15 protein-coding genes are annotated in these 19,718 nt (G+C 66.8%); 9 read left to right on the top strand and 6 right to left on the bottom strand.

The genetic code is table 11. The features are described 5' to 3' along the window. Nucleotides 1-23: 23 nt before the first annotated feature. The 3 genes from AC1VV3_RS02760 (at nucleotide 24) to AC1VV3_RS02750 (ending at nucleotide 5,198) form a co-directional block, all read left to right on the top strand. Nucleotides 24-1,658 carry an alkaline phosphatase D family protein gene (locus tag AC1VV3_RS02760; protein WP_465128095.1) on the top strand — a complete coding sequence of 545 codons (1,635 nt, stop codon included), beginning with the start codon at nucleotides 24-26 and terminating at the stop codon, nucleotides 1,656-1,658. A 212-nt stretch (nucleotides 1,659-1,870) separates the two neighbouring features. Beyond that, a complete protein-coding gene (gene acpA / locus AC1VV3_RS02755; RefSeq protein WP_132262864.1) occupies nucleotides 1,871-3,553 on the top strand; it encodes an acid phosphatase in 1,683 nt (560 codons plus the stop codon). Nucleotides 3,554-3,788: 235 nt separating this feature from the next. After that, nucleotides 3,789-5,198 carry a M20/M25/M40 family metallo-hydrolase gene (locus AC1VV3_RS02750; RefSeq protein ID WP_314465357.1) on the top strand — a complete coding sequence of 470 codons (1,410 nt, stop codon included), beginning with the start codon at nucleotides 3,789-3,791 and terminating at the stop codon, nucleotides 5,196-5,198. A gap of 36 nt (nucleotides 5,199-5,234) precedes the next feature. Here the strand turns inward: AC1VV3_RS02750 and AC1VV3_RS02745 are convergent, their stop codons facing one another. From AC1VV3_RS02745 to AC1VV3_RS02735, 3 genes are all read right to left on the bottom strand, one after another. Beyond that, complete coding sequence (locus tag AC1VV3_RS02745) at nucleotides 5,235-6,332, bottom strand: acyltransferase family protein (RefSeq protein WP_132262861.1); 1,098 nt, start codon at nucleotides 6,330-6,332, stop codon at nucleotides 5,235-5,237. Nucleotides 6,333-6,507: 175 nt separating this feature from the next. Further along, complete coding sequence (locus AC1VV3_RS02740) at nucleotides 6,508-8,139, bottom strand: phytoene desaturase family protein (protein WP_431568566.1); 1,632 nt, start codon at nucleotides 8,137-8,139, stop codon at nucleotides 6,508-6,510. Next, nucleotides 8,136-9,302 (bottom strand): aromatic ring-hydroxylating oxygenase subunit alpha, encoded by a 1,167-nt coding sequence (locus AC1VV3_RS02735; protein WP_482961948.1) that lies wholly within the window; start codon nucleotides 9,300-9,302, stop codon nucleotides 8,136-8,138. Before AC1VV3_RS02735 ends, AC1VV3_RS02740 begins: the two co-directional genes overlap by 4 nt. A gap of 36 nt (nucleotides 9,303-9,338) precedes the next feature. Here AC1VV3_RS02735 and AC1VV3_RS02730 point away from each other — a divergent pair, with 36 nt between their 5' ends. Then, entirely contained in the window at nucleotides 9,339-9,935 is a 597-nt protein-coding gene (locus AC1VV3_RS02730) for a TetR family transcriptional regulator C-terminal domain-containing protein (protein ID WP_314465349.1), read from the top strand. Here AC1VV3_RS02730 and AC1VV3_RS02725 read toward each other — a convergent pair. Both AC1VV3_RS02725 and ggt read right to left on the bottom strand, forming a co-directional pair. Beyond that, a complete protein-coding gene (locus tag AC1VV3_RS02725) occupies nucleotides 9,932-11,242 on the bottom strand; it encodes an amino acid permease (protein WP_431568568.1) in 1,311 nt (436 codons plus the stop codon). The genes AC1VV3_RS02730 and AC1VV3_RS02725 overlap by 4 nt on opposite strands. Nucleotides 11,243-11,331: 89 nt before the next feature. Then, nucleotides 11,332-13,080, bottom strand: coding sequence for a gamma-glutamyltransferase (gene ggt / locus AC1VV3_RS02720; protein WP_431568569.1), 1,749 nt, complete (start codon nucleotides 13,078-13,080; stop codon nucleotides 11,332-11,334). Between the two features lie 314 nt (nucleotides 13,081-13,394). On the opposite strand from ggt, the gene AC1VV3_RS02715 reads away from it, so the two are divergent. From AC1VV3_RS02715 to AC1VV3_RS02695, 5 genes are read left to right on the top strand one after another with little or no spacing between them, the layout of a single operon-like run. Beyond that, entirely contained in the window at nucleotides 13,395-13,847 is a 453-nt protein-coding gene (locus AC1VV3_RS02715) for a MarR family winged helix-turn-helix transcriptional regulator (RefSeq protein ID WP_132262851.1), read from the top strand. Beyond that, nucleotides 13,844-15,907, top strand: coding sequence for an FUSC family protein (locus tag AC1VV3_RS02710; RefSeq protein WP_431568571.1), 2,064 nt, complete (start codon nucleotides 13,844-13,846; stop codon nucleotides 15,905-15,907). Before AC1VV3_RS02715 ends, AC1VV3_RS02710 begins: the two co-directional genes overlap by 4 nt. After that, nucleotides 15,904-16,119 (top strand): DUF1656 domain-containing protein, encoded by a 216-nt coding sequence (locus AC1VV3_RS02705; protein ID WP_132262848.1) that lies wholly within the window; start codon nucleotides 15,904-15,906, stop codon nucleotides 16,117-16,119. Before AC1VV3_RS02710 ends, AC1VV3_RS02705 begins: the two co-directional genes overlap by 4 nt. Beyond that, nucleotides 16,116-17,072, top strand: coding sequence for an efflux RND transporter periplasmic adaptor subunit (locus AC1VV3_RS02700; RefSeq protein WP_431568572.1), 957 nt, complete (start codon nucleotides 16,116-16,118; stop codon nucleotides 17,070-17,072). Before AC1VV3_RS02705 ends, AC1VV3_RS02700 begins: the two co-directional genes overlap by 4 nt. Continuing rightward, nucleotides 17,072-18,523, top strand: coding sequence for an efflux transporter outer membrane subunit (locus AC1VV3_RS02695; RefSeq protein ID WP_431568626.1), 1,452 nt, complete (start codon nucleotides 17,072-17,074; stop codon nucleotides 18,521-18,523). The genes AC1VV3_RS02700 and AC1VV3_RS02695 overlap by 1 nt, the downstream gene beginning before the upstream one ends. A gap of 39 nt (nucleotides 18,524-18,562) precedes the next feature. Here AC1VV3_RS02695 and AC1VV3_RS02690 read toward each other — a convergent pair whose 3' ends face one another. Continuing rightward, nucleotides 18,563-19,714 (bottom strand): glycosyltransferase, encoded by a 1,152-nt coding sequence (locus tag AC1VV3_RS02690; protein WP_431568573.1) that lies wholly within the window; start codon nucleotides 19,712-19,714, stop codon nucleotides 18,563-18,565. Nucleotides 19,715-19,718: the final 4 nt, after the last annotated feature.

The following is a 19,718-nucleotide window of genomic DNA, read 5'->3' as shown; positions in this document are numbered from 1 at the left end:
CCTCGATAACCAAGGACAAGACCATGACACTTCAACTCGATCGGCGCCTGCTGCTTCAGGCAGGCGCCTTCGGGCTCGCCGCGCTCTCGACGCCCGGCGTCGCCCAGATCCTCACCGCGCGCGGGTTCACGCACGGCGTGGCGAGCGGCGAGCCGGCGGCCGGTTCGGTGCTGCTCTGGACCCGCTACGTCGGCAGCGGCGACACGAAGCTGCGCTGCGAACTTTCGGCGGACCAGAGCTTCCGCAAGGTGGCAGGCGGCGGCGAGACGATCGCCTCGCCCGCACATGACAACTGCGCCAAGCTGGTGGTGTCCGGCCTCGCGCCCGGCAAGTGGTACTACTACCGCTTCATCGCGCCGGACGGCACGAAGAGCGAAACCGGCCGCACGCGCACGCTGCCGGTGGGCGACGTCGACCGCTTCGGCATCGGCCTGTTCTCGTGCTCGAACATGCCGTTCGGCTGGTTCAACGCTTATGCCCATGCCGCCACGCGCGACGATCTCGACCTGGTCGTCCATGTCGGCGACTATTTCTACGAATACGAATATGGCCATTATCCCGAACAGCCGATGGCTGGCCGCCCGATCGAGCCGCAGAACGAGACGGTCTCGCTGGCCGACTACCGCCTTCGTTTCGCGAGCTACCGCCTCGACCCGGACTTGCGCCGCCTCCACCAGCGCTTCCCGATGATCGCGCAGTGGGACGATCACGAATTCGCCAACGATACCTGGAAGGGCGGGGCGGAGAACCACCAGCCCGACAAGGAAGGCGAATGGGCGGTCCGCCGCGCCGCGGCCGAGAAGGCTTACCGCGAGTGGATGCCGGTTTCCGACGCCCTCTACGACAGCTTCCAGATCGGCTCGCTGGCTACGCTGTTCCGCCCCGAAACCCGCGTGAGCGAGCGCATGCAGCAGCTCGACTTCGGCGCCGTGATCGCGGGCGCGGCCAAGGGCGGTCCAGCGGAGATCGGCCGGGCCCTGGCCCAGTTCCGCGACGGCCCGTGGATGTCCAAGGACCGCACGCTGATGGGCGCGCAGCAGGAGAGCTGGCTCTACAAGGGCCTGATCGATTCCGCGAAGTCCGGCACGCGCTGGCAGATCCTGGCGCAGCAGGTCGTCATGGGCTCGCTGAAGGCGCCGCCGCAGATGGCAGACCTCGTGCCCTCGGGCGGAGACCCCAAGGTCCGCCAGGCGCTCATGGCCATCGCCGCGGCCTCGCAGGCGGGCCTGCCGTTCAACATGGACTCTTGGGACGGCTATCCGGCTGCCCGCGACCGTCTGCTGCGCACGGCGCGCCAGGCCGATTGCAACCTCGTGGTTCTGGCGGGCGACAGCCACAATGCCTGGGGCAGCGAACTCTCGGTGGACGGATCGGCAGCGGGCGTCGAATATGCCGGCCACTCCGTCACCTCGCCGGGCTTCGAGGCTTACCTGCCGTCGGTGCCCGCGGCCGACCTCTCCAAGGCGCTGCGCGCGGCGAACCCGGGGCTGGCTTTCGCTGATACCAGCCGCCGCGGCTACGTCTCGCTCCAGATGACGCCGGAGCAGGTTCGCGGCGAATGGCACTTCATGGGCACGATCGCCCAGCACACCACCGCCGGCACGACCAGCGAAGGTCTGACGGTGAACTGGAACGAACGCCGCTTCGCCAAGGCCTGACGCGATCGCGCGGTTCGTCAGCCATGCCGAACCGCCCATCACGGCGCGAGGGGGCGCTCGTTCAATGCACCGACCCGCCCGCTGGCCGATCGAGCTCGCCCTGGTTTCAAGGTCGAGTTCAAAATCAGGTATGATACAAAATATCATATTGGTTGACGCGCCTTGATCGGGGTCGCAAACAGCCGGGAATTCCTCTCCCCCAAGGACTTTCCATGACCGATTCCGATCTTCCCGAACCGCAGGCCGATGCCTCCGTGGTGCGTCCGGACCGCCGCGACTTCCTGGGCGGACTGGCAGCAGCGCTGGGCGCCGCCGCCGTCGCCGGATCTCCGGGAGAAGCGGCCGCCGCAACGAAGCAGGCGCGCAAGAACAGCGCCGCTCCGGTCAGCGACGCCCGGCTGCGCGAAGCGATCGATACCGTCGTCGTGATCTATGCGGAGAACCGCAGCTTCAACAATCTCTTCGCCGATTTTCCCGGTCTCGAACAGCCGCTGGCCTCCGTCCCGGCCGAGCGCACGGCTCAGCGCGACCGTGACGGCAAGGTCATGGAAAAGCTGCCGAAGATTTGGGAAGGCCTCGTTCCCAGCAAGCAGGTGGTCGAGCATACCGAGTATCTGATCGGCCCGGATGACCTCGGCCCGATCGCCAACGGTCCCTTTGCGCTGAAGACGCCCGAGGGCGACCCCTTGCCGCATGGCCTGGTCACGCGTGACCTCGTTCACGCCTTCTACCAGAACCAGTGGCAGATCAACGGCGGCCGTAACGACGGTTTCGCGGCCTGGGGAGACAGCGGCGCGCTGGTCATGGGCCATTACGGCGACATGCGCGCGCAATTGCGTCTCTGGCAGATCGCGCGCGAATTCACGCTCTGCGATAATTTCTTCATGGGTGCGTTCGGGGGTTCTTTCCTCAACCACCAGTACCTGATCAGCGCCCAGCCGCCGTTCTATCCCGACGCTGACAAGAGCCCCGCGGCCAAGCGCATCGCGCAAGTCGAAGGCAGCGATCCCAAGGGCATCAAGCTCAAGCTCGATCCCAAGACCCCGGCCAGCGCCATGGACGGCCCGGCCATGTTCTCCGCCAGCACGCTCTCGCCCGACTTCTGGGCCGTGAACACGATGCTGCCGCCCTATGCGCCGACTTATGAACTCGATCCCGAGAAGCCGGGTTACGCCAATGCCGCCAGCGGACACACGCTCGTGCCCCAGCATCACAAGACCATCGGCGACATGCTCTCCGCGCGGAATGTGGACTGGGCCTGGTATGCGGGCGGGTGGAATGCCGCGCTCGAAGGCAAGATGAACGACGCCGCGTTCCCCTCGCGGCCGAACTTCCAGCCGCATCATCAGCCATTGAACTATTACGAGCGCTTCGCGCCCGGCTCGCCGGACCGCGCCAAGCACTTGCGCGACGGCGGAGAGGGCAGCACCGCGCGCACCAACCGCCTCCTGGCCGATGCCGAGGCCGGCAAGCTTCCCGCGGTCAGCTTCTACAAGCCGCAGGGCAACCTCAACATGCATGCCGGCTATTCCGACATCGACGCCGGCGATCGCCACATCGCGGCGGTTATCGATGGTCTGCGCGAGAGCCCGCAATGGGAACGCATGCTGGTGGTCATTACGTTCGACGAGAACGGTGGTTGGTGGGATCACGTCGCGCCGCCGAAGGGCGATCGCTGGGGGCCTGGCACGCGCATTCCGGCCGTCGTCGTCTCCCCTCATGCGAAGAAGGGCGCCGTGGACCATACGATCTACGATACGGGCTCGATCGCCCGCTTCCTGACACGCCGCTTCGGCCTGGAGAAACTGCCGGGCCTGACCATGCGTGAAGACGCCATGATCGCCGCGGGCGGCGTGGCGCCGGGAGACCTTACCGGCGCGCTCGATCTGGCCTGAGCACCTGACGATCAGCGGGCGGCGGCCGTGCCGAAGCCCGCAGCCATTCCTGAAAGCCGCGAAGGGGGGGCGGAAGCGGGAGGACGCGCAAAAGAGGTGCGTCCTCTCCTGGAATGCGACAGAGTATTGACGTTCGGCCCGATTCTCCATCGGGCATGCTCAATCACTTCGGATCGCAACGTCACTTCCGATCGCAATGCCACTTGCGATCGCAGTACCAGGGGGCAAAATATCCATGCGGGCTATCGCATCCACCGTCTTCACGCTCGGTGCCGTTCTGGCGGGCGCCACTGTCGCCCAGGCCGCACCCAAGGCCTATCCCGAGGCCGAGAAGCAGGTTCTCGAAATATCGAAGCAGGCCATCGCCCTGCGCTCCGTCGAAGGCGAGGGTAACAAGACCCGCGAAGTCGCCGAACTGTTCCGCAAGGAACTGCTCGCGAACGGCTGGACCGCCAAGGACATCGAGATCGTCCCTCACAAGGACACCGCCTACCTGATCGCAACCTGGCCCGGCAGCGATCCTTCGCTGCGGCCCCTGGTCGTCTCCGCGCACATGGACGTGGTGGAAGCCAAGCCCGCCGATTGGGAGCGCGATCCCTTCACCCCCGTGGTCGAGAACGGCTACCTCTACGGACGCGGTGCCAGCGACACCAAGTTCGAAGCGGTGCTGGCGATGGAATCGATGATCGCCTTGCGCCAGCAGGGCTTCAAGCCCAGGCGCACTCTCGTCATCGCCTACTCGGGCGACGAGGAAACCTCGATGGCGACATCGAAGCTGATCGCGGAGCGGCTGAAGAACGCCGAACTCGTGCTCAACGTCGACGGCGCCTCGGGCACGCTTTCGGAGAAGACCGGCAAGCCCTCGTTCTGGTCATGGCAGGGTGCCGAGAAGACTTACGTCGACTACCAGATCGAGGTTACCAACCCCGGCGGGCACAGTTCGGCGCCCCGCACGGAGAACGCGATCGTCCAGCTGTCGCAGGCACTGGAACGGATCGGCAGCTATCACTTCAAGCCCGAGCTGAACGACATCACCCGCGCTTACTGGGTCGAGGCTGCCAAGCTGGAGCCCGATGCCACCCTGGCCGGCGCCATGCGCGCCTTTGCCGCCAATCCCGGCGATGAAGCCGCGCTCAAGGTGCTGCGCGCCAATCCCTCCATGGTCGGCCGCACGGGCACGACTTGCGTTGCGACGATGATCTCGGGCGGCCATGCCCAGAACGCCTTGCCCCAGCGCGCCACGGCCAACATCAACTGCCGCATCTTCCCCGGGCACACGCGCGAGGAGATCATGACGGAACTGGAAAAGGTGGCGAACATGCCCGCGGCCAAGTTCTCCGACGCGACCGGGGATGCCTCGACAATGTCGCCGGCCTCGCCGATGCGGCCGGACTTCGTGGCCGCGACGCGCAAGGCGGTGACTGCGGCCTGGGGACCGATCCCGATCATCCCCTCGCAGGCTTCGGGCGCCTCGGATTCGATGTGGTATCGTGCGCTGGGCGTGCCAAGCTACGGCGCCAGCGCTTCGATGATGAAGGACTCCGATGAGTTCGCCCACGGCCTCAACGAGCGCCTGCCGCTGCTCAATGTGCGGCCCGGCATCACGTACTACATCAGCCTCTACACCGATCTCGCGGGAAAGTGAGCGCGGCCTGAAACGGGGGAAGCAGGGACTGGCGGCTCAGGTGGCCGCCAGCTTCCTCCTGCTCAGCCTGCCGCCGCTGAGGATGCGGGCAGGCCCCGGAGCAGCGCGGCTGAGCAGGGTGCCCAGAAGCACCACCGCCAGCAGGACGATCAGCGGCTGGGCCACCAGGTAGACCGGGTATAGCGGCGAGCCGAGCGTGCCGAACAGGCGGCCCAGAAGCGGCCCGCCCAGCCAGATCAGGATGAGGTGCGAGCAGAACAGGAAGAACGCGAAAGGCTCGATCTTCAGCAGCGGCGTTCGCACCACGGTTCCCGCCAGACCCCAGGATATGCGCCAGTAGGCAAGGGCGGCCGAGATCCGCACCGCAAGGTCCAGCGTGGCGGCGGGCAGGCTGATCGGGGACCAGTCTACGACGAGCGTGAAATAGAGCTGCACCGCAGTCAGCACGGCGAAAGGCGTGAGGGCAGCGGAGAGCGGCCAGGCCGCGATCCGGTCGGCCAGGTTCTCGCGCCGGGCGATGATGCCCAGGGTGAAGAAGAACGGGATCGAAGCGCGCATGAACACCGGCGGACCGTAGCCGCCGATCTGGCACAGCGCTGCCACCAGCGCGATGGCGAAGAGCGTACGCTTGCCGCAGCGAACCAGCAGCGGCGCCAGCAGCATGCAGAGGAACAGGTCGCGCAGGAACGGCATCTGGACATTGATGTCCGGGTTGCGGCTGGCGATGAAGATTTCCTGGAAGATCCAGTCCATCGATTGCGGCGTAGGCGCCGCCAGCTTGGTCGCCACCGCCGCTCCGGACACGAGGAGGATCGCGAGCGCGTTCCAGAGCACCATCGGCAGGAGAATGGTCTTGGCCTTGCGGCCGACATGGCTGGCCCAGTCGAAGGTCCGGCTCGATCCCGCGACCAGCCAGCCGGAAATGAGGCCGAGCAGAGGCACGGCGCTGCGTCCGAACACGTCCATCAGCACCCACCGCAGATTTTCCTGCGGCGTGCCATGGGCAAGCTGGAGGTCATATCCGGTCAGCCCGGTCCAGGCGTGGACATAGACGACCCCGAGTATACAGATCACGCGTGCAACGGATATTGCATCGGACCTGCGCCGTACGTCGGTATTGAGTATTCCGGACAAATGATTTTCCTGGCTTTTTGGCAACCCGCCGAACTGCTTTCACATGCCCGCCAGGAAGCGGGCGAGTAAAAACGGTTCGTCTACTTGCCTCAAACCAATTACGGCCATTCGGGTCTGTCTCTATTCGGCCAGATGACCGAGAGAAGGGATGAAGCGGCGCCGACTTGCAAATAAGTCATGAAACGAAGCGCGCGAAGCCATTCCCGAAGCGTCTGGTGTCCGCAATCACCTCATGGGCGCAGTTGTGGCCGGGCGCACCCGTCACTCCGCCGCCGGGGTGGCTGCCCGATCCGCACATGTAGAGGCCCTTGATCGGCCCTCGATAGGCGCCGTGGCCCAGCACCGGCCGCGCCGACCACATCTGGTCGAGCGTCAGGTTGCCGTGCATGATGTCGCCGCCGACAAGCCCGAACTCGCGCTCCAGACCCTTGGGGCTGAGCACCTGGCGGCCGAGGATCGAGGCACGGAAGCCCGGCGCATATTGCTCCACCGTATCGATGATGGTGTCGGCCGCCTTGTCTTCCTCGGCGTCCCAGTCGCGGGGCGTTCCATCGTCACTGGCCGGCAGTTCCGGTGCGAACTGCTGGCAGAACAGGCTGGCGACATGCCGGCCTTCGGGCGCGAGGCTGTCGTCCACGGTGGAGGGGATCAGCATCTCCACGATCGGCTTCTTCGACCAGCCATGCGTCTTGGCGTCAAGGAACGCGCGGTCCATGTAGTCCAGCGTCGGCGCGATGATGATGCCCGACCGATGATGCTCTCCCGGTTCGGGCAGGCAGGTGAACCTCGGCAATTCGGACAGCGCCACGTTCATGCGGAACGTGCCGCTGCCTGTCTTGAAGCCCTTCATCCGGCGCTGGAAGTCGGGGGTGAGGTCGCTCCCGGCGATCATCGTGCCATAAAGCAGCTTGGGCCCGACATTGGCGATCACGCGGGTTGCCGCGATCTCCTCGCCGCTTTCCAGCCGCACGCCGGCGACCTTGCCGCCGTCGATGAGCACTTGCTCCACGGGGCTCTCCAGGCTGATCTCCACGCCCAGCTTGCGGCAGACTTCGCCCATGATACGGGTGATCTGGCCCATGCCGCCGACCGAGTGGCCCCAGGCGCCCTTCTTGCCGTTCACTTCGCCGAAGACGTGGTGCAGCAGGACATAGGCGCTGCCCGGCGTATCGGGTGAGGCATAGTTGCCGACCACCGCGTCGAAACCGAAGGCGGCCTTCACCGCCTCGCTCTCGAACCAGCCGTCCAGCAGGGAGCGGGCGGACTTGGTGAACAGGTCCAGCACGTCGCGCTGCGCTTCGATGGAGAGGCCCGCCAGCTTGCGACCCTGCAAGGCCGCATCGATCAGCCCCCGCCAACCGTCGCCAGCATTGGGCGGCGATTTCAGGGCAAGATCGCGCAGCACTTCGGCCACGACTTCCAGCGCATCGTAATAGGCCGGCAGCACTTCGGCATCGTGCGCGGAGAACCGGCGGAACTCCGCCTGCGTGCGCGCCAGCCCGCCGCCGAGCTTCAGGTAGCCGCCGTCTTCCTGCGGCAACAGGTTCGAGATCGGGCGCTCGATCACGCGGTAGCCGTGCTCGGCCAGGCGCATGTCGGCGATGACCTTGGGCTGGAGCAGGCTGACCGTGTAGCTGGCGACGGAATTGCGGAAGCCGGGATGGAATTCCTCCGTCACCGCCGCTCCGCCGACCACGTCGCGGCGCTCCAGAATGCGAACCTTCAGTCCCGCGCGGGCAAGGTAGAACGCGCAGACAAGGCCGTTGTGGCCGCCGCCGATGATGACGGCATCGTACTTCCGGGTCATGCCTGGCTCCAGCCGGATGAAGGCCGCTCGTTGTGGCGGGCTTCGGGAATCAGTTCGCGGATGCGCTTGCAGAAGCGGCGCAGGCAGACTTCCTTGTCGGAAAGCGGCCCGACCGAAAAGCTGCGCGAGGCCATGCCTGCCTGCACGCGGGTGATGAGGGCGGTATCCTCGGCATTGACCTGCCGGTTGATGCGCCAGTTGAGATAGCGCGCGGCGCGCATCTCCCGCCGGTCATCGTCCAGGACGTAGCTGATCTCGCGGATCGTGCAGGTTTCCGGACCGGTCGGCAGCCACTGCATGAAATCGACCTGATCGGGATAGATATCGAAGGCGACGTTCGGCCAGAGCTTGAAATAGAGCCAGTGGCGCTGGCGATCCTCCGGCAAGTGCGGAACCGGCGGCAGCAGGCGCTGGTACATGCGTTCGGACCAGTTGGCCGAGGGCCGGTCCATCAGATCGCCCCACATGCGATCGACATGCGGCTCCGCCTCGACCCCGTAGCTGCGGCCGAACAGGCGCGTCAGGCCGGGATGGGCGACGGGGATATGCAGTCCGTCCGAATAGTTGTCGCCCACGTTCTTCCAGTTCACCCCGCGCGGGCGCGTGGTGACACGGCCGAGGGTCTTCAGTTCCTCGAAACGGTAGGGAGCGACCATGGCTTCGTAAGGAGCCATCATCTGGCCGACCGTGGGGCCGCCGTCATCGACCAGCCGCACGAAGATGAACCCGCGCCAGACTTCGATGCCCACGGGAGAAAGGCCGTGCCGGGCCTTGTCGAACTCGGGATAGCTCTGGCTGTCGGGCACACCGGTCAGGCGGCCGTCGAGGTCGTAGACCCAGGCGTGATAGGGGCAGACCAGCTTCCTGGCGCAGCCGCTCGGTCCATCGACCAAGCGCGATCCGCGATGACGGCAGACATTGGTGAAGGCGCGCAGTCGCCGGTCATGGCCGCGCACGACGATCACGCTTTCGCCGATATATTCCAGCGTGTGCCAATCGCCCGCTTCGGCCAAGTCGCTCTCATGGCAGACCACTTGCCAGCTTGGCGCGAAGACGCGTTCTCTTTCGGCGGCGAAGAATTCGGGATCTGAATACGTCCAGGCCGGCAGGCTCCAGCCATCGAGCGGGTCGGTCTCCGCGATGTCGCGGGGCTGCGTTGCCATGGGTCTCTCCTTATTGTACGATCGTATAACAAGGTGATGGGCAAGCAGCAATCCTACACGCGGGAACATCCCGACGAGCGGCGGCAAAGCCTGGTAGAGGCAACCGCGCGCTGCCTGGCCGCGCAAGGCGCCGGCGGCACTTCGGTGCGATCGATCTGCGCGGCGGCCGGCGTTTCGCCGGGGCTGCTCCGCCACTATTTTTCAGGCGTCGGGGAAGCGATTGCCGAAGCCTATCGCTGGACGGGCAACCGCGTGGCGCTGGCGCTGGAAGAGGCCGTGGCGGAAGCAGGCGCCGATCCGAGAGCGCGGCTTCTCGCCTATCTCTCCGCCAGCTTCCGGGCGCCGATCGCCGACCCCGAACTGCTCGCGACATGGCTGGCGTTCTGGAGCATGACGCCGACCGACCCTGCGATCGCCCGGCTTCACGAGGAGATCTACGGGGAGTTTCGCAGCGGGATGGACGACCTGATCCGCGCGCTGCGACCGGACCTTGCCGATACGCGCCTGCCCGCGGTGGCGCTGACGGCGCTGATCGACGGGCTCTGGCTGGAACTGAGCCTTGGCAAGCCGCCCTTCACGCCGGTCGAGGCCGAAGGGCTCGTCGAAAAGTGGCTCGACTGCCTGCTGGCCTAGTCGATTTCGTTGCGCTTCAACCAGAGCCAGATCGGCAGGCCCAGGACCATCAGCACGAAGCTCAACCCGCTGGCGCCGATACCCGCACCCCATAACGTCCAGAGCGCATAGAGCGCGCCGATCAGCGCCGGTATGCGGGCAATGCCCAGCTTGAGCGCAGCAAGCGCGCAAGCGAGGTAAAGCCACAGCGTGGCGGAAGTGGAGAGCAGCAGCAGATACTCGAACAGGGCCTGCATCGTCCGGCTGGCGTTCATCGCGGCGAAGAAGCTGGCGATCACGGCCGAGATCAGCAGGGCCCGGCGCGCAGTGCCGCGCGCGTCGGTCTCTGCGAACCAGCGCGGGAGCAGGCGGCGGGCGGCCATGTCGCGCACCATTTCGGCTTCGAGCAGGGTCCAGCCGTTAAGCGCGCCGATGCAGCTGATGACCGCGAATACGGCAACCAGCGTGGCGACGTCTCCATCGAGGAAGCGGGCGACGAAAGTGGCAAAGGGGGCTGCGGAATGGGCCGCGACATCGCTCGGCAGCAAAAGGGCGATGGCGGAACAGACCATGAGATAGAGCACCCCCGTCAGCGCCGTGCCCCAGAGCGTCGCGCGCGCGACGTTCACTTCGGGATTGCGGACCCGCGCGGCGGCGACGCTGGCAGATTCGAAGCCGAGCAGCGCCCAGAGCGTCAGGGTGGCGGCGCCGTTGATGGCGCCGAGATGGACCTGCCCGGCATCGAAGGCCGGAAGCTGCGCCTTGCCGCTCGACAGGATGTAGATCGCCAGCAGGATCACGACCAGCAGCGGAATGACCTTGAGCGCGAGCGTGACGATCTGGAAATTCCCGGCGGCCCGTGTTCCGCGCAGGTTCACCAGCGTCATCAGCCAGAGCAGGGCGATAGCGGCCAGGGCAGGGACGTGCTCTCCATAGCCCAGGAAGGGCACCATGCTCGACAGGTAGCTGACGGCGGCCACGGCAATAGTCACGACCGAGGTCCAGAGCGAGACGAGATAGATCCAGCTGATGAAGAACCCCGCCGGACGCCCGAAAGCGTCAGTGACGAAGCCGGCCGGGCCGCCCGCAGCCGGACGCGCGCGGGTGAGCCGGCTGAGCACATAGGCCAGGATCAGCGCGCCGCTGATGGTGGTCGCCCAGCCGATCACGCCGTTCCATCCGAAAGGCGCCAGGCTGGCCGGCAGCAGGAATACGCCCGAGCCGATCATGTTGCCCATGACCAGCGCGATGGCGGCGGTCAGCCCGAGGCTTCCTGCGGAGGACCTGATGCCGGGACCTTCGCTCTGTCCGTCCTGATCGCCTGCCATGTCGTCTCCCTTGGGGGCGGTGGGATTGAAGGCAGCGGCCCCTAGGCGAACATTATGCTATTTTCAACGCGATGGAAGGCGAACTGCGTTCAGAACCCGCGCGCCACGCCTTCGCGCCGGGGATCGGCGCCGCCGACATAGCCCTTCGGCGTCGCGACGATAGCCTGGAGCCCGGACTCTTCCCCGCGCGAGGTGGACAGGGTCATGCCCCGCGCGGCCAGGCCCTGCATGATCGGCTGGGGGAACATGTCGGCGCTGTAGCTGTCTCCCTTGGCGACGAGATTGGGCAGCGAGACGGCGTCCTGCGGCGTCATCTTCCAGTCGAGCAGGGCCACCAGCACTTTCAGGTTGTAGGCCTGGATTGCGGAACCGCCCGGCGATCCCGCGGCGGCCACGAACTTCTTCTGCGGCGTCAGCACGATGGCGGGCGCCATGCTGGAGCGCGGACGCTTGCCGGGCCCGGGGGCGTTGGCCGCTTTCGCGCCGTCGTCAACGGTGGGGCTGAACGAGAAGTCGGTGAGCTGGTTGTTGAGGAAGAAGCCGCCCACCATGCGGCCGGAGCCGAAGATGCTCTCGACCGTGGTGGTCATGGACACGACGTTGCCTTGTGCGTCGATCACGACGATGTGGCTGGTTCCGCCCGGCTCGTCGGTGGCGTCGATCCCGACTTTGGGGGCGCCCCGGGGCATGCCGAACGTCACCGGCCCGGCCCGGTCGCCGATCTCGGCCGCGCGGCCCTTGAGATAGTGCGGATCGAGCAGGCCATCGAGCGGCACCTGCACGAAGGCCGGGTCGCCGACGTAGCGGTCGCGGTCGGCGTAAGCCAGGCGGCTGGCCTGGGCGAATTCGAACCAGGCTTTCTCGTCAGTGGCACCGCGCTTGTCGATGTCGGTGTGTTCGAGCACGCCGAGCGCGATCTGCAATCCGGGGCCGCCCGAGGGCGCCTGGGGCGTGCAGACGAGGTAGATGCGGTAAGGATTGCAGAGCGCGGGGCCGGAGTGCGGGCGATAGCTCGCCAGGTCCGACAGGGTGAGCGTGCTCGGGTACGGCCCCTGGTGCACGCGCTCGACGATCTGCTGCGCAATCGGCCCGGTCAGCAGGCCGGAAGCACCGTACCGTGCAATGCGTTCCAGCGAGCGAGCATAGTCGGGATTCTTCAGCCGGTCGCCGGCCAGATAGGGCGTGCCGTCGGCCTTGGTGAAGTAGCGCCTGGCGTCGGGCGCGGAAGCCTGGGGTGCCTTGCTTGCGATCATGCGGGCCAGGCGCGGGCTGACGGCGAAGCCGTCCTGCGCGAGGACATGGGCTTGATCGAAGAGCTTGCCCCAGGCGAGCTTGCCGTGATCGCGGTGGGCCATGTCGAGCATGGCGATGGCGCCGGGCACGCCGGTCGAGATGCCGCCCAGCACGGCGGTGACGAAAGGCAGCCGCTTGCCGTTCTCGTCGAAGAACAGATGATCGCCGGCACCGGCGGGTGCGACTTCGCGGCCGTCATAGGCTGTCGCCTGCCGGGTCTTCGCATCGTAGTAGACCATGAAGGCGCCGCCCCCCAGGCCCGAACTCTGCGGCTCGACAAGGCCGAGCACGGCCTGGATGGCCACGGCTGCGTCGATCGCCGAGCCGCCGGCCTTGAGAACGTCCACCCCCGCTTTCACCGCCAGCGGATTGGCAGCGGCGACCATGGCGTGGGGGGCGGTGGCGGACTGCTCCTCCCGGGCCGGAGCAGTAACCGGCGCGGCCTCTGCCACCTTTTCCGCAGCCTCGGTCTGGCGGGCGAGGGCGGGCTGCGTGGCAGCCAGCACAAGGGCAGACAGGCCGAGGGCGAGGATCGATCGGCGCAAAGTTATTCTCCGGGCGGTAATGGGCATTTGCAGCGACTTAGCGCCCTCGTTTCACAGGCGCCACCCCTGCGAGCTTTTGCAAAGTCGCTCTGGCCGGTCAGCAATAGCAAGACGGGCGCCCGGATTGCGGCAGGAAAATTCGGCGCGGCGCCAGCATATCGGCCCGAAACCTGAGCCTGCGGATCGGATGGAATTGCATCCCGGCCATGCCGCCGAGGCCGACGGGCTCATTTGCAATAAACTCAACTCCGATGCCGCAATATCGACGCCAAAATATCTTGCGAAGATTAGTTAGCACTCTAATTACCCAGGCCATGCAGGATCGACAATCGAGCGAGAAGGCTCTGGCCGCAAGGTTGGGGCCGGTTTCGCGTTCATGGCAGCAACTGGCCGATTCGGCGCTGTCCTCGCTGGGAGTTTCCAACTCCTCGGGGTGGGCGCTGGTCCACCTGCTGCGCCTCGGCAACGAGGTGCGGCAGGGCGACCTTGCGCGCGCCATCAACGTGACGGAACCTTCGCTCGTGCGAACCCTGCACTTGCTGGAAGATGCCGGTCTCGTCGAGCGCATCGCCGACGACAGCGACCGCCGTGCCAAGCACTTGCGCCTCACCGACGAGGGCGCCGCCGCTGCCCGCCGCATCGACAAGCGATTGATCGAGTTGCGCGCGACGCTTCTGGATGGCATTCCAGGCGAAGACGTCGAGACTGTCGTGCGGGTGCTTGACCGCATCGCTGCGCGCATAGCGGAAAGCGCCGCCCGGCAATGACGAAGCGTTTCGGACTGGACGCCGCGCTGTTCTCCGTGAAGGCCTACCTGGCCTCGATGCTGGCTATCTATGTCGCGCTTTCGATCGGGCTGGAGCGACCCTACTGGGCGTTCCTGACATCCTACATCGTGGCGCAGCCCCTGGCCGGCGCCGTCGTGTCCAAGGCGATGTTCCGCGTGATCGGCACTTTCGTCGGCGCGGGAATGGCCGTCATCATCGTGCCGAACCTCGTCAACTCCCCCGAACTGCTGACCATCGGCATCGGCGGCTGGCTGGCGCTGTGCGTCTTCGTCTCGCTTTTGGACCGCACGCCGCGGTCCTATGCTTTCGTGCTGGCGGGCTATACCGCCGTGCTCATCGTGCTGCCCAGTGTCGACGTGCCGGACACGATCTTCACCGTGGCGACCCTGCGCGTGCAGGAGATCACCATCGGTATCCTCTGCGGCAGCTTCGTCCATGCGCTGGTCCTGCCGCAATCGGTTTCGGCCTTCATGCTGCAGCGCGTGTCCAACATTCTGGCCGACGCCGAGCGCTGGTCGCGCGATTCGCTCCAGCTTGAAACCGATCCGGCGATCGACAAGGAACGCCAGCGGCTCGCGCTGGACGTCACCGAGTTGCACCAGCTCTCGATCCACCTGCCTTACGAAAGCACGCGCATCGCGCCGCGCATCCGCACCGTGCGTGCGCTTCAGGATCAACTCTCGCTGATCATGCCGCTGGGCGCCGCCGTGTCCGACCGGATCGCGCAGCTTCACGCGGTGGACGCGGTTCCTGCCGCAGTTCAGGCCCTGCTGACGGATGCGCGTGACTGGTTCGGCGGCCTTGGCGCCATGTCGCTGCCGGAACGCGAGGAGGCGGCCATAGCGCTGCAGCAGCGGAGCCGTGCGCTGGAGCCTCGGATCGGCCCCGATGCCTCGTGGAATGCGCTGATCCTGCTCAGCCTGCTCTCGCGCCTTTCCTCGCTGATCGGGGCGCACCGCGATTGCCGCATCCTGGCCGAGCAGCTTGGCACCAACACCACCCGGCCGGTCAGCCCGCGCGCTGCCGAACTCGTGGAAGGCCGCCGCGGACGCGAGCTGCATGTCGATGTCGGCGGCGCCACGCGCGGTGCCATCGGGGCATTCCTGACGATCGCCATCGGCTGTGCGCTGTGGATCGGCAGCGGCTGGCACGAAGGCGCGACGGCGGTCATGCTGGCAGGCGTGTTCACCGCGCTGTTCGCGGCCGCACCGGACCCGCTCGCGCCCTTGCGCACGTTCTTTGCCGGAACCCTCATCGCGACGCTGATCGGGCTGCTCTATGGCTTCGTCCTCATGCCGCGGCTCGATGGTTTCCTGGAATATGCCGCAGCCATGGCGCCGATGCTGCTGATGCTGGGCGCGCTGATGCAGTCTCCGCGCTGGAGCGGCATCGCGCTGCCGATGCTGCTGGGCCTGGGGTCGCCGGTGCTCGTTTCCGACCGCTATGTGGGCGGCTTCGCGGGCTTCGTGAACGGAGCGCTCGCGCAGCTGGTGGGCATCATCTTCGCCATCATCGTCATCCGCCTGCTCAGCTCCACCGGCACTCATGCCGCGATCCGTCGCACCGTTCGGGCGGGCTGGGCCGACATCGCCGAGCGCGCCAACATGATGAGCCCGCCGGACGTGCGCGCCTGGATCAACCGCATGCTCGACCGGATCGCCCTTCTGGCGCCGCGTCTGGCCATGTCCGGCCGCTCGCCCGGCGCGCCGCTCTACGACGCCTTGCGCGATCTGCGGACCGGCGTGGCCATCGGCGAACTGCGCGAACTGCGCCTGGCCATGCCCACGTCCCGCCGTGGTCCGCTCACCGAAGTGCTTCGGAAAGTGGGCGAATATTACCGGGGTCTCGATCCCGACCGCCCCGCGCCCGCCGACCCCATCCTGCTTGAGGATATCGACATTGCCATGACCGCCGTGCTGAACGACGAAGACCCGCAGCTCAGCCGTGCGGGGGCGCTGGGGCTGGTCAGCCTGCGCCGCAATCTGTTCCCCTCCGCCGGTCCTTCGCCGGCGGCGCCGCTCTCGGAGATGCCGGCATGAGGGGCGAAGTCTCCATCGACGGGGTGTTCCTACCCACGCTTCTGGTTCTTGCGGTCATCGCCTCGATCATCACCCTGGTGCTGATGCGCATTGCCAATCTTATCGGTTTCTACCGCCTCTTCGCTTATCGTGCAGCGGTGGACCTGTGCCTCTACATCCTCGTGCTCGGGCTTCTCGTCTGGGCCTCTCCCTTGATCGGTTTCCGCCAATGAAGCGCTTTCTTGCCCGGCTCGCTCCCAGCCTCGCCACCACCATCCTCGTGATCCTGGCCGCAGTGATCGCGGTCTGGCTCTGGCGCCATTACGAGGACAGCCCCTGGACACGCGACGGCCGCGTTCGTGCGGACGTCGTGCGCGTCACCCCCGATATCGGCGGGCTGGTCACATCGGTGGAAGTCAGGGACAACCAGGAGGTCAAGGCCGGCGATCTGCTCTTCGTGATCGACCGACCGCGCTATTCGCTGGCGGTGGAGCAGGCGCAGGCTGCCGTGGCGAGCGCGCAGGCCAGGCTGGGCCAGGCCCAGCGTGAAGCCAAGCGCGACCTTGCGCTCGGCGATCTCGTGGCCACCGAGACTCACGAACAGAACGTCGCCGCCGTCGCCACCGCGCGCGCGGCCCTGGACCAGGCGCTGAGCGCGCTCGACAAGGCCAAGCTCGACCTGGCGCGCACCAATGTGAAGGCTTCGGTGAATGGCACCGTCACTAACCTCGACCTGCATCCGGGCGACTACGTGGCGCCGGGCAACCAGGCGATGGCGCTGATCGACCGCGATTCCATCCGCATCGAGGGTTATTTCGAGGAAACCAAGCTCGCCAATATCCATGTCGGTTCGCCGGTCACGGTCGTGCTCATGGGTGAGGCGCGTCCGCTGAAGGGCGTGGTCGAGAGCATCGCCGCGGGCATCAACGACACGACCCGCAGCGACTCCCGCAATCTTCTTCCGAGCGTCGATCCGACGTTCACCTGGGTCCGTCTCGCCCAGCGCATTCCGGTGCGCGTGCGGCTGACCGAGGTGCCCAGGGACGTGAGCCTGATCGCCGGACGCACGGCCACGGTGACGATCGAGCAACCGGGCGATGCCGGCCGCAGGAATGCCAGGCCGGTCCAGCCCGCCCAGAAGGCACAGCCGGTTCAGCCAGCGCCCTCCGGGGAGCCCACGACGTGATCCGCAGCGGCGTTTCGCTTCTGGCGCTCGCACTTCTGGCCGGCTGCGCCACGGCCGGACCGGACTACGCGCCGCCCGCCGATTCCGCGGCGACGACGCCGGCCGCGAACGGTCCCTTCGTCTCGGGGCAGGGGCCGCAGTTCTCGCAGGCCGAACTGCCTGATCGCTGGTGGAAGCTCTACGACGATCCGCAGCTGGACGGCCTCGTCGAGCAGGCGCTTGAGGCCAATGCGAACATTCGCGTGGCCGATGCGAACTTGCGCAAGGCCGATGCCGTGCTTCGGGAAACTGCGGGCCAGAAGACCCTTGCCACCACCATCGGCGCCGACGCCGACCTGGAGCGTGACTACTCGACCGCTTCGGCCGGTACCAATCTGCCGGGCGTGCTGACGTACGATCTCGGCCTGACCCTGTCCTACCCGCTAGACCTCAATGGCAAGATCAAGCGCGCCATCGAGAGCAGCCTGGCCGACCGCGAGGCGGTGGAGGCCGCGCGCGATGCCGTGCGGATCAGCGTTGCGGCCGCCACTACCAAGGCTTATGCCGACGTCTGCGCCGCGAACTACCAGATCGCCACGGTCCAGAAAGTGATCACGCTGCAGCAGCAGACGCTGAACGCCACCGGAAGGCTCCAGCGCGGTGGGCGCGGAACGGCTTTCGATGTCAGCCGCGCGCGCACGGCCGTGGAAAGCAGCAAGGCCAACCTGCCTTCGTTCTATGCCAAGCGGCAGTCCTCGCTCTATCTGCTGGCAACCCTGCTCGGCAAGGCGCCGGCGGAGTATCCCCGGGAAGTGGAGAGCTGCGCGACCCTGCCGCGCCTGTCGCAGCCGATGCCAGTCGGCGACGGCGCCGCGCTGATCCGCCGCCGCCCGGACATTCGCCAGGCCGAGCGCACCATTGCCGGCGATACCGCCCGCATCGGCGTCGCCACGGCAGACCTCTACCCCACGGTCAGCATCGGCGGGGGCATCATCAACGACGGCAAGCTGGAGAACTTCGGCAAGACCCATAGCTTCGGCTTCAGCCTGGGGCCGCTGCTCAGTTGGTCCTTCCCCAATCGCCCGATCATCCGCGCCCGCATCGAAGCGGCGAATGCCCAGGTAGAGGCGGACATCGCCAGGTTCGACCAGACCGTACTCGAGGCCCTGCGCGGCACCGAGACGGCGCTGGAATCCTATGCACGCGATACCGACCGTGCCGCGGCCCTCGGCCGTGCCAGCGACAGCGCGGGCCTTTCCGCGCAGCAGGCCGGCAAGCTGTTCCGGTTCGGGCGCAGCGATTTCCTGAATCTGCTCAGCGCCCAGGGTGCCTTGGCGACGGCCCAGGTCAATCATGCCGCGGCGGAAACCGCGCTTGTCGACGATCAGATCGCGGTCTTCCTCGCGCTTGGCGGAGGTTGGCAAAGGACTGAAGCGCAGGCGGGGCAGCCGGCAGGACAACAGGCCCGGTAGGAAACGGAAGGGCAGGTTGCCCGGCGAAGGCCAGGCTTCTCAGGCAGCCCTGCGCTGCCGGACGAGGCACTGGGCGTAAGCGGCGAAGAGTTCGCGGAAGTGCTCTTCCATGGTCCGCGCCGTCACGGCGGGGCGGGGGCGTGTACGCACCACGTCCAGGATCGCCGCCGCCGCCGCATTGCAATCGGCCGCCGCGTAAGTCCGTCCGGCGCCGCCTGCCGCATGGTCGGCCGCCCCGCCGGCATCGGGCACGATGACGGGGATGCCGCTGGCCCGCGCTTCGGCAGCCGTCATGCAGAACGTCTCCGCCTCGCAGCCATGGACCAGAGCATCCGCGCTCGCCATGATTCGCGCGAAGGCGGCCCGGTTGCGTTCCGGCGCGAAGAGGCGGACATGGGGATTTCCGGCGATGTGCCTCAGGATCGCGCGCTGTTCGCGGCCTTCGCCCAGCATGACGAGACCGATGGGGCTCTGCTGGCTGGCCATGCTCACCGCGTCGATCACCAGCGGCCAGCGCTTCTCCGGCGCCAGGCGTCCCACTGCCAGCAGCAGCGCGGCGCTTTCGGGCAGGCCGCAGTCTGCCAGCAGGTGTGCCCGCAAGGCCGGGTCGCGATGAGCGGGCGAGAAGCAGTCCGCTTCCACGCCCATCGGGATGGTGACGGTGTGAGAGACCCCGCCTTCGTCGAGCCGGCGCGAAAGATCGCTGTTGGCGCAGACCACATGATCGAACTTGCGGCTGTGGCGGCGCAAGTGCTCCCAGAATACGGAGAACTGCCGGTCGATCGTCTGGCGCGAGAAGATGTTGCCAAGCCAGCGATAGGCATAGGCGGAAAGCGGGTCGGCATGCATGACAAGGCTGCGCGGAGCCGCGCCCGGCCAGTCCGCCACCAGCCCGGCACTCCGCCAGGGTGAGGTCGCCTCCACGAAATCCGGGGCCAGTGCATCCAGCGCCGCGTGGAGCCGTTCGGCCTCGGCGAAGTAGCCATATTTCCGGTCGAGCGGGAAGCGCGGGCTTTTCACGGTCACGATGCGCGCACCGGCTCCGCGTTCGATCACGGCGTCCTCGTCTCCGGGGGCGAGGATGACGATCTCGTGGCCCAGCATCGGGCCGATCCGCAGTTTCTGCTCCACATAGGTGCGTACACCGCCGCCCTGGGGCGAATAGAACGCGCAGACATCGACGATCTTCATGCCG

This window comes from Novosphingobium sp. BL-S-34, from assembly GCF_056857015.1.
Note: the sequence above shows the minus strand (reverse complement) of the source record. Positions and strands in the feature narration are given on the sequence as shown.

Coding starts and splice junctions, on each gene's coding strand:
- AC1VV3_RS02730 (WP_314465349.1), top strand. CDS start 9,339: ATGGGCAAGCAGCAATCCTACACGCGGGAACATCCCGACGAGCGGCGG.
- AC1VV3_RS02700 (WP_431568572.1), top strand. CDS start 16,116: ATGAAGCGCTTTCTTGCCCGGCTCGCTCCCAGCCTCGCCACCACCATC.
- AC1VV3_RS02710 (WP_431568571.1), top strand. CDS start 13,844: ATGACGAAGCGTTTCGGACTGGACGCCGCGCTGTTCTCCGTGAAGGCC.
- AC1VV3_RS02690 (WP_431568573.1), bottom strand. CDS start 19,714: ATGAAGATCGTCGATGTCTGCGCGTTCTATTCGCCCCAGGGCGGCGGT.
- AC1VV3_RS02760 (WP_465128095.1), top strand. CDS start 24: ATGACACTTCAACTCGATCGGCGCCTGCTGCTTCAGGCAGGCGCCTTC.
- AC1VV3_RS02740 (WP_431568566.1), bottom strand. CDS start 8,139: ATGACCCGGAAGTACGATGCCGTCATCATCGGCGGCGGCCACAACGGC.
- AC1VV3_RS02715 (WP_132262851.1), top strand. CDS start 13,395: ATGCAGGATCGACAATCGAGCGAGAAGGCTCTGGCCGCAAGGTTGGGG.
- acpA (WP_132262864.1), top strand. CDS start 1,871: ATGACCGATTCCGATCTTCCCGAACCGCAGGCCGATGCCTCCGTGGTG.
- AC1VV3_RS02750 (WP_314465357.1), top strand. CDS start 3,789: ATGCGGGCTATCGCATCCACCGTCTTCACGCTCGGTGCCGTTCTGGCG.
- AC1VV3_RS02735 (WP_482961948.1), bottom strand. CDS start 9,302: ATGGCAACGCAGCCCCGCGACATCGCGGAGACCGACCCGCTCGATGGC.
- AC1VV3_RS02705 (WP_132262848.1), top strand. CDS start 15,904: ATGAGGGGCGAAGTCTCCATCGACGGGGTGTTCCTACCCACGCTTCTG.
- AC1VV3_RS02725 (WP_431568568.1), bottom strand. CDS start 11,242: ATGGCAGGCGATCAGGACGGACAGAGCGAAGGTCCCGGCATCAGGTCC.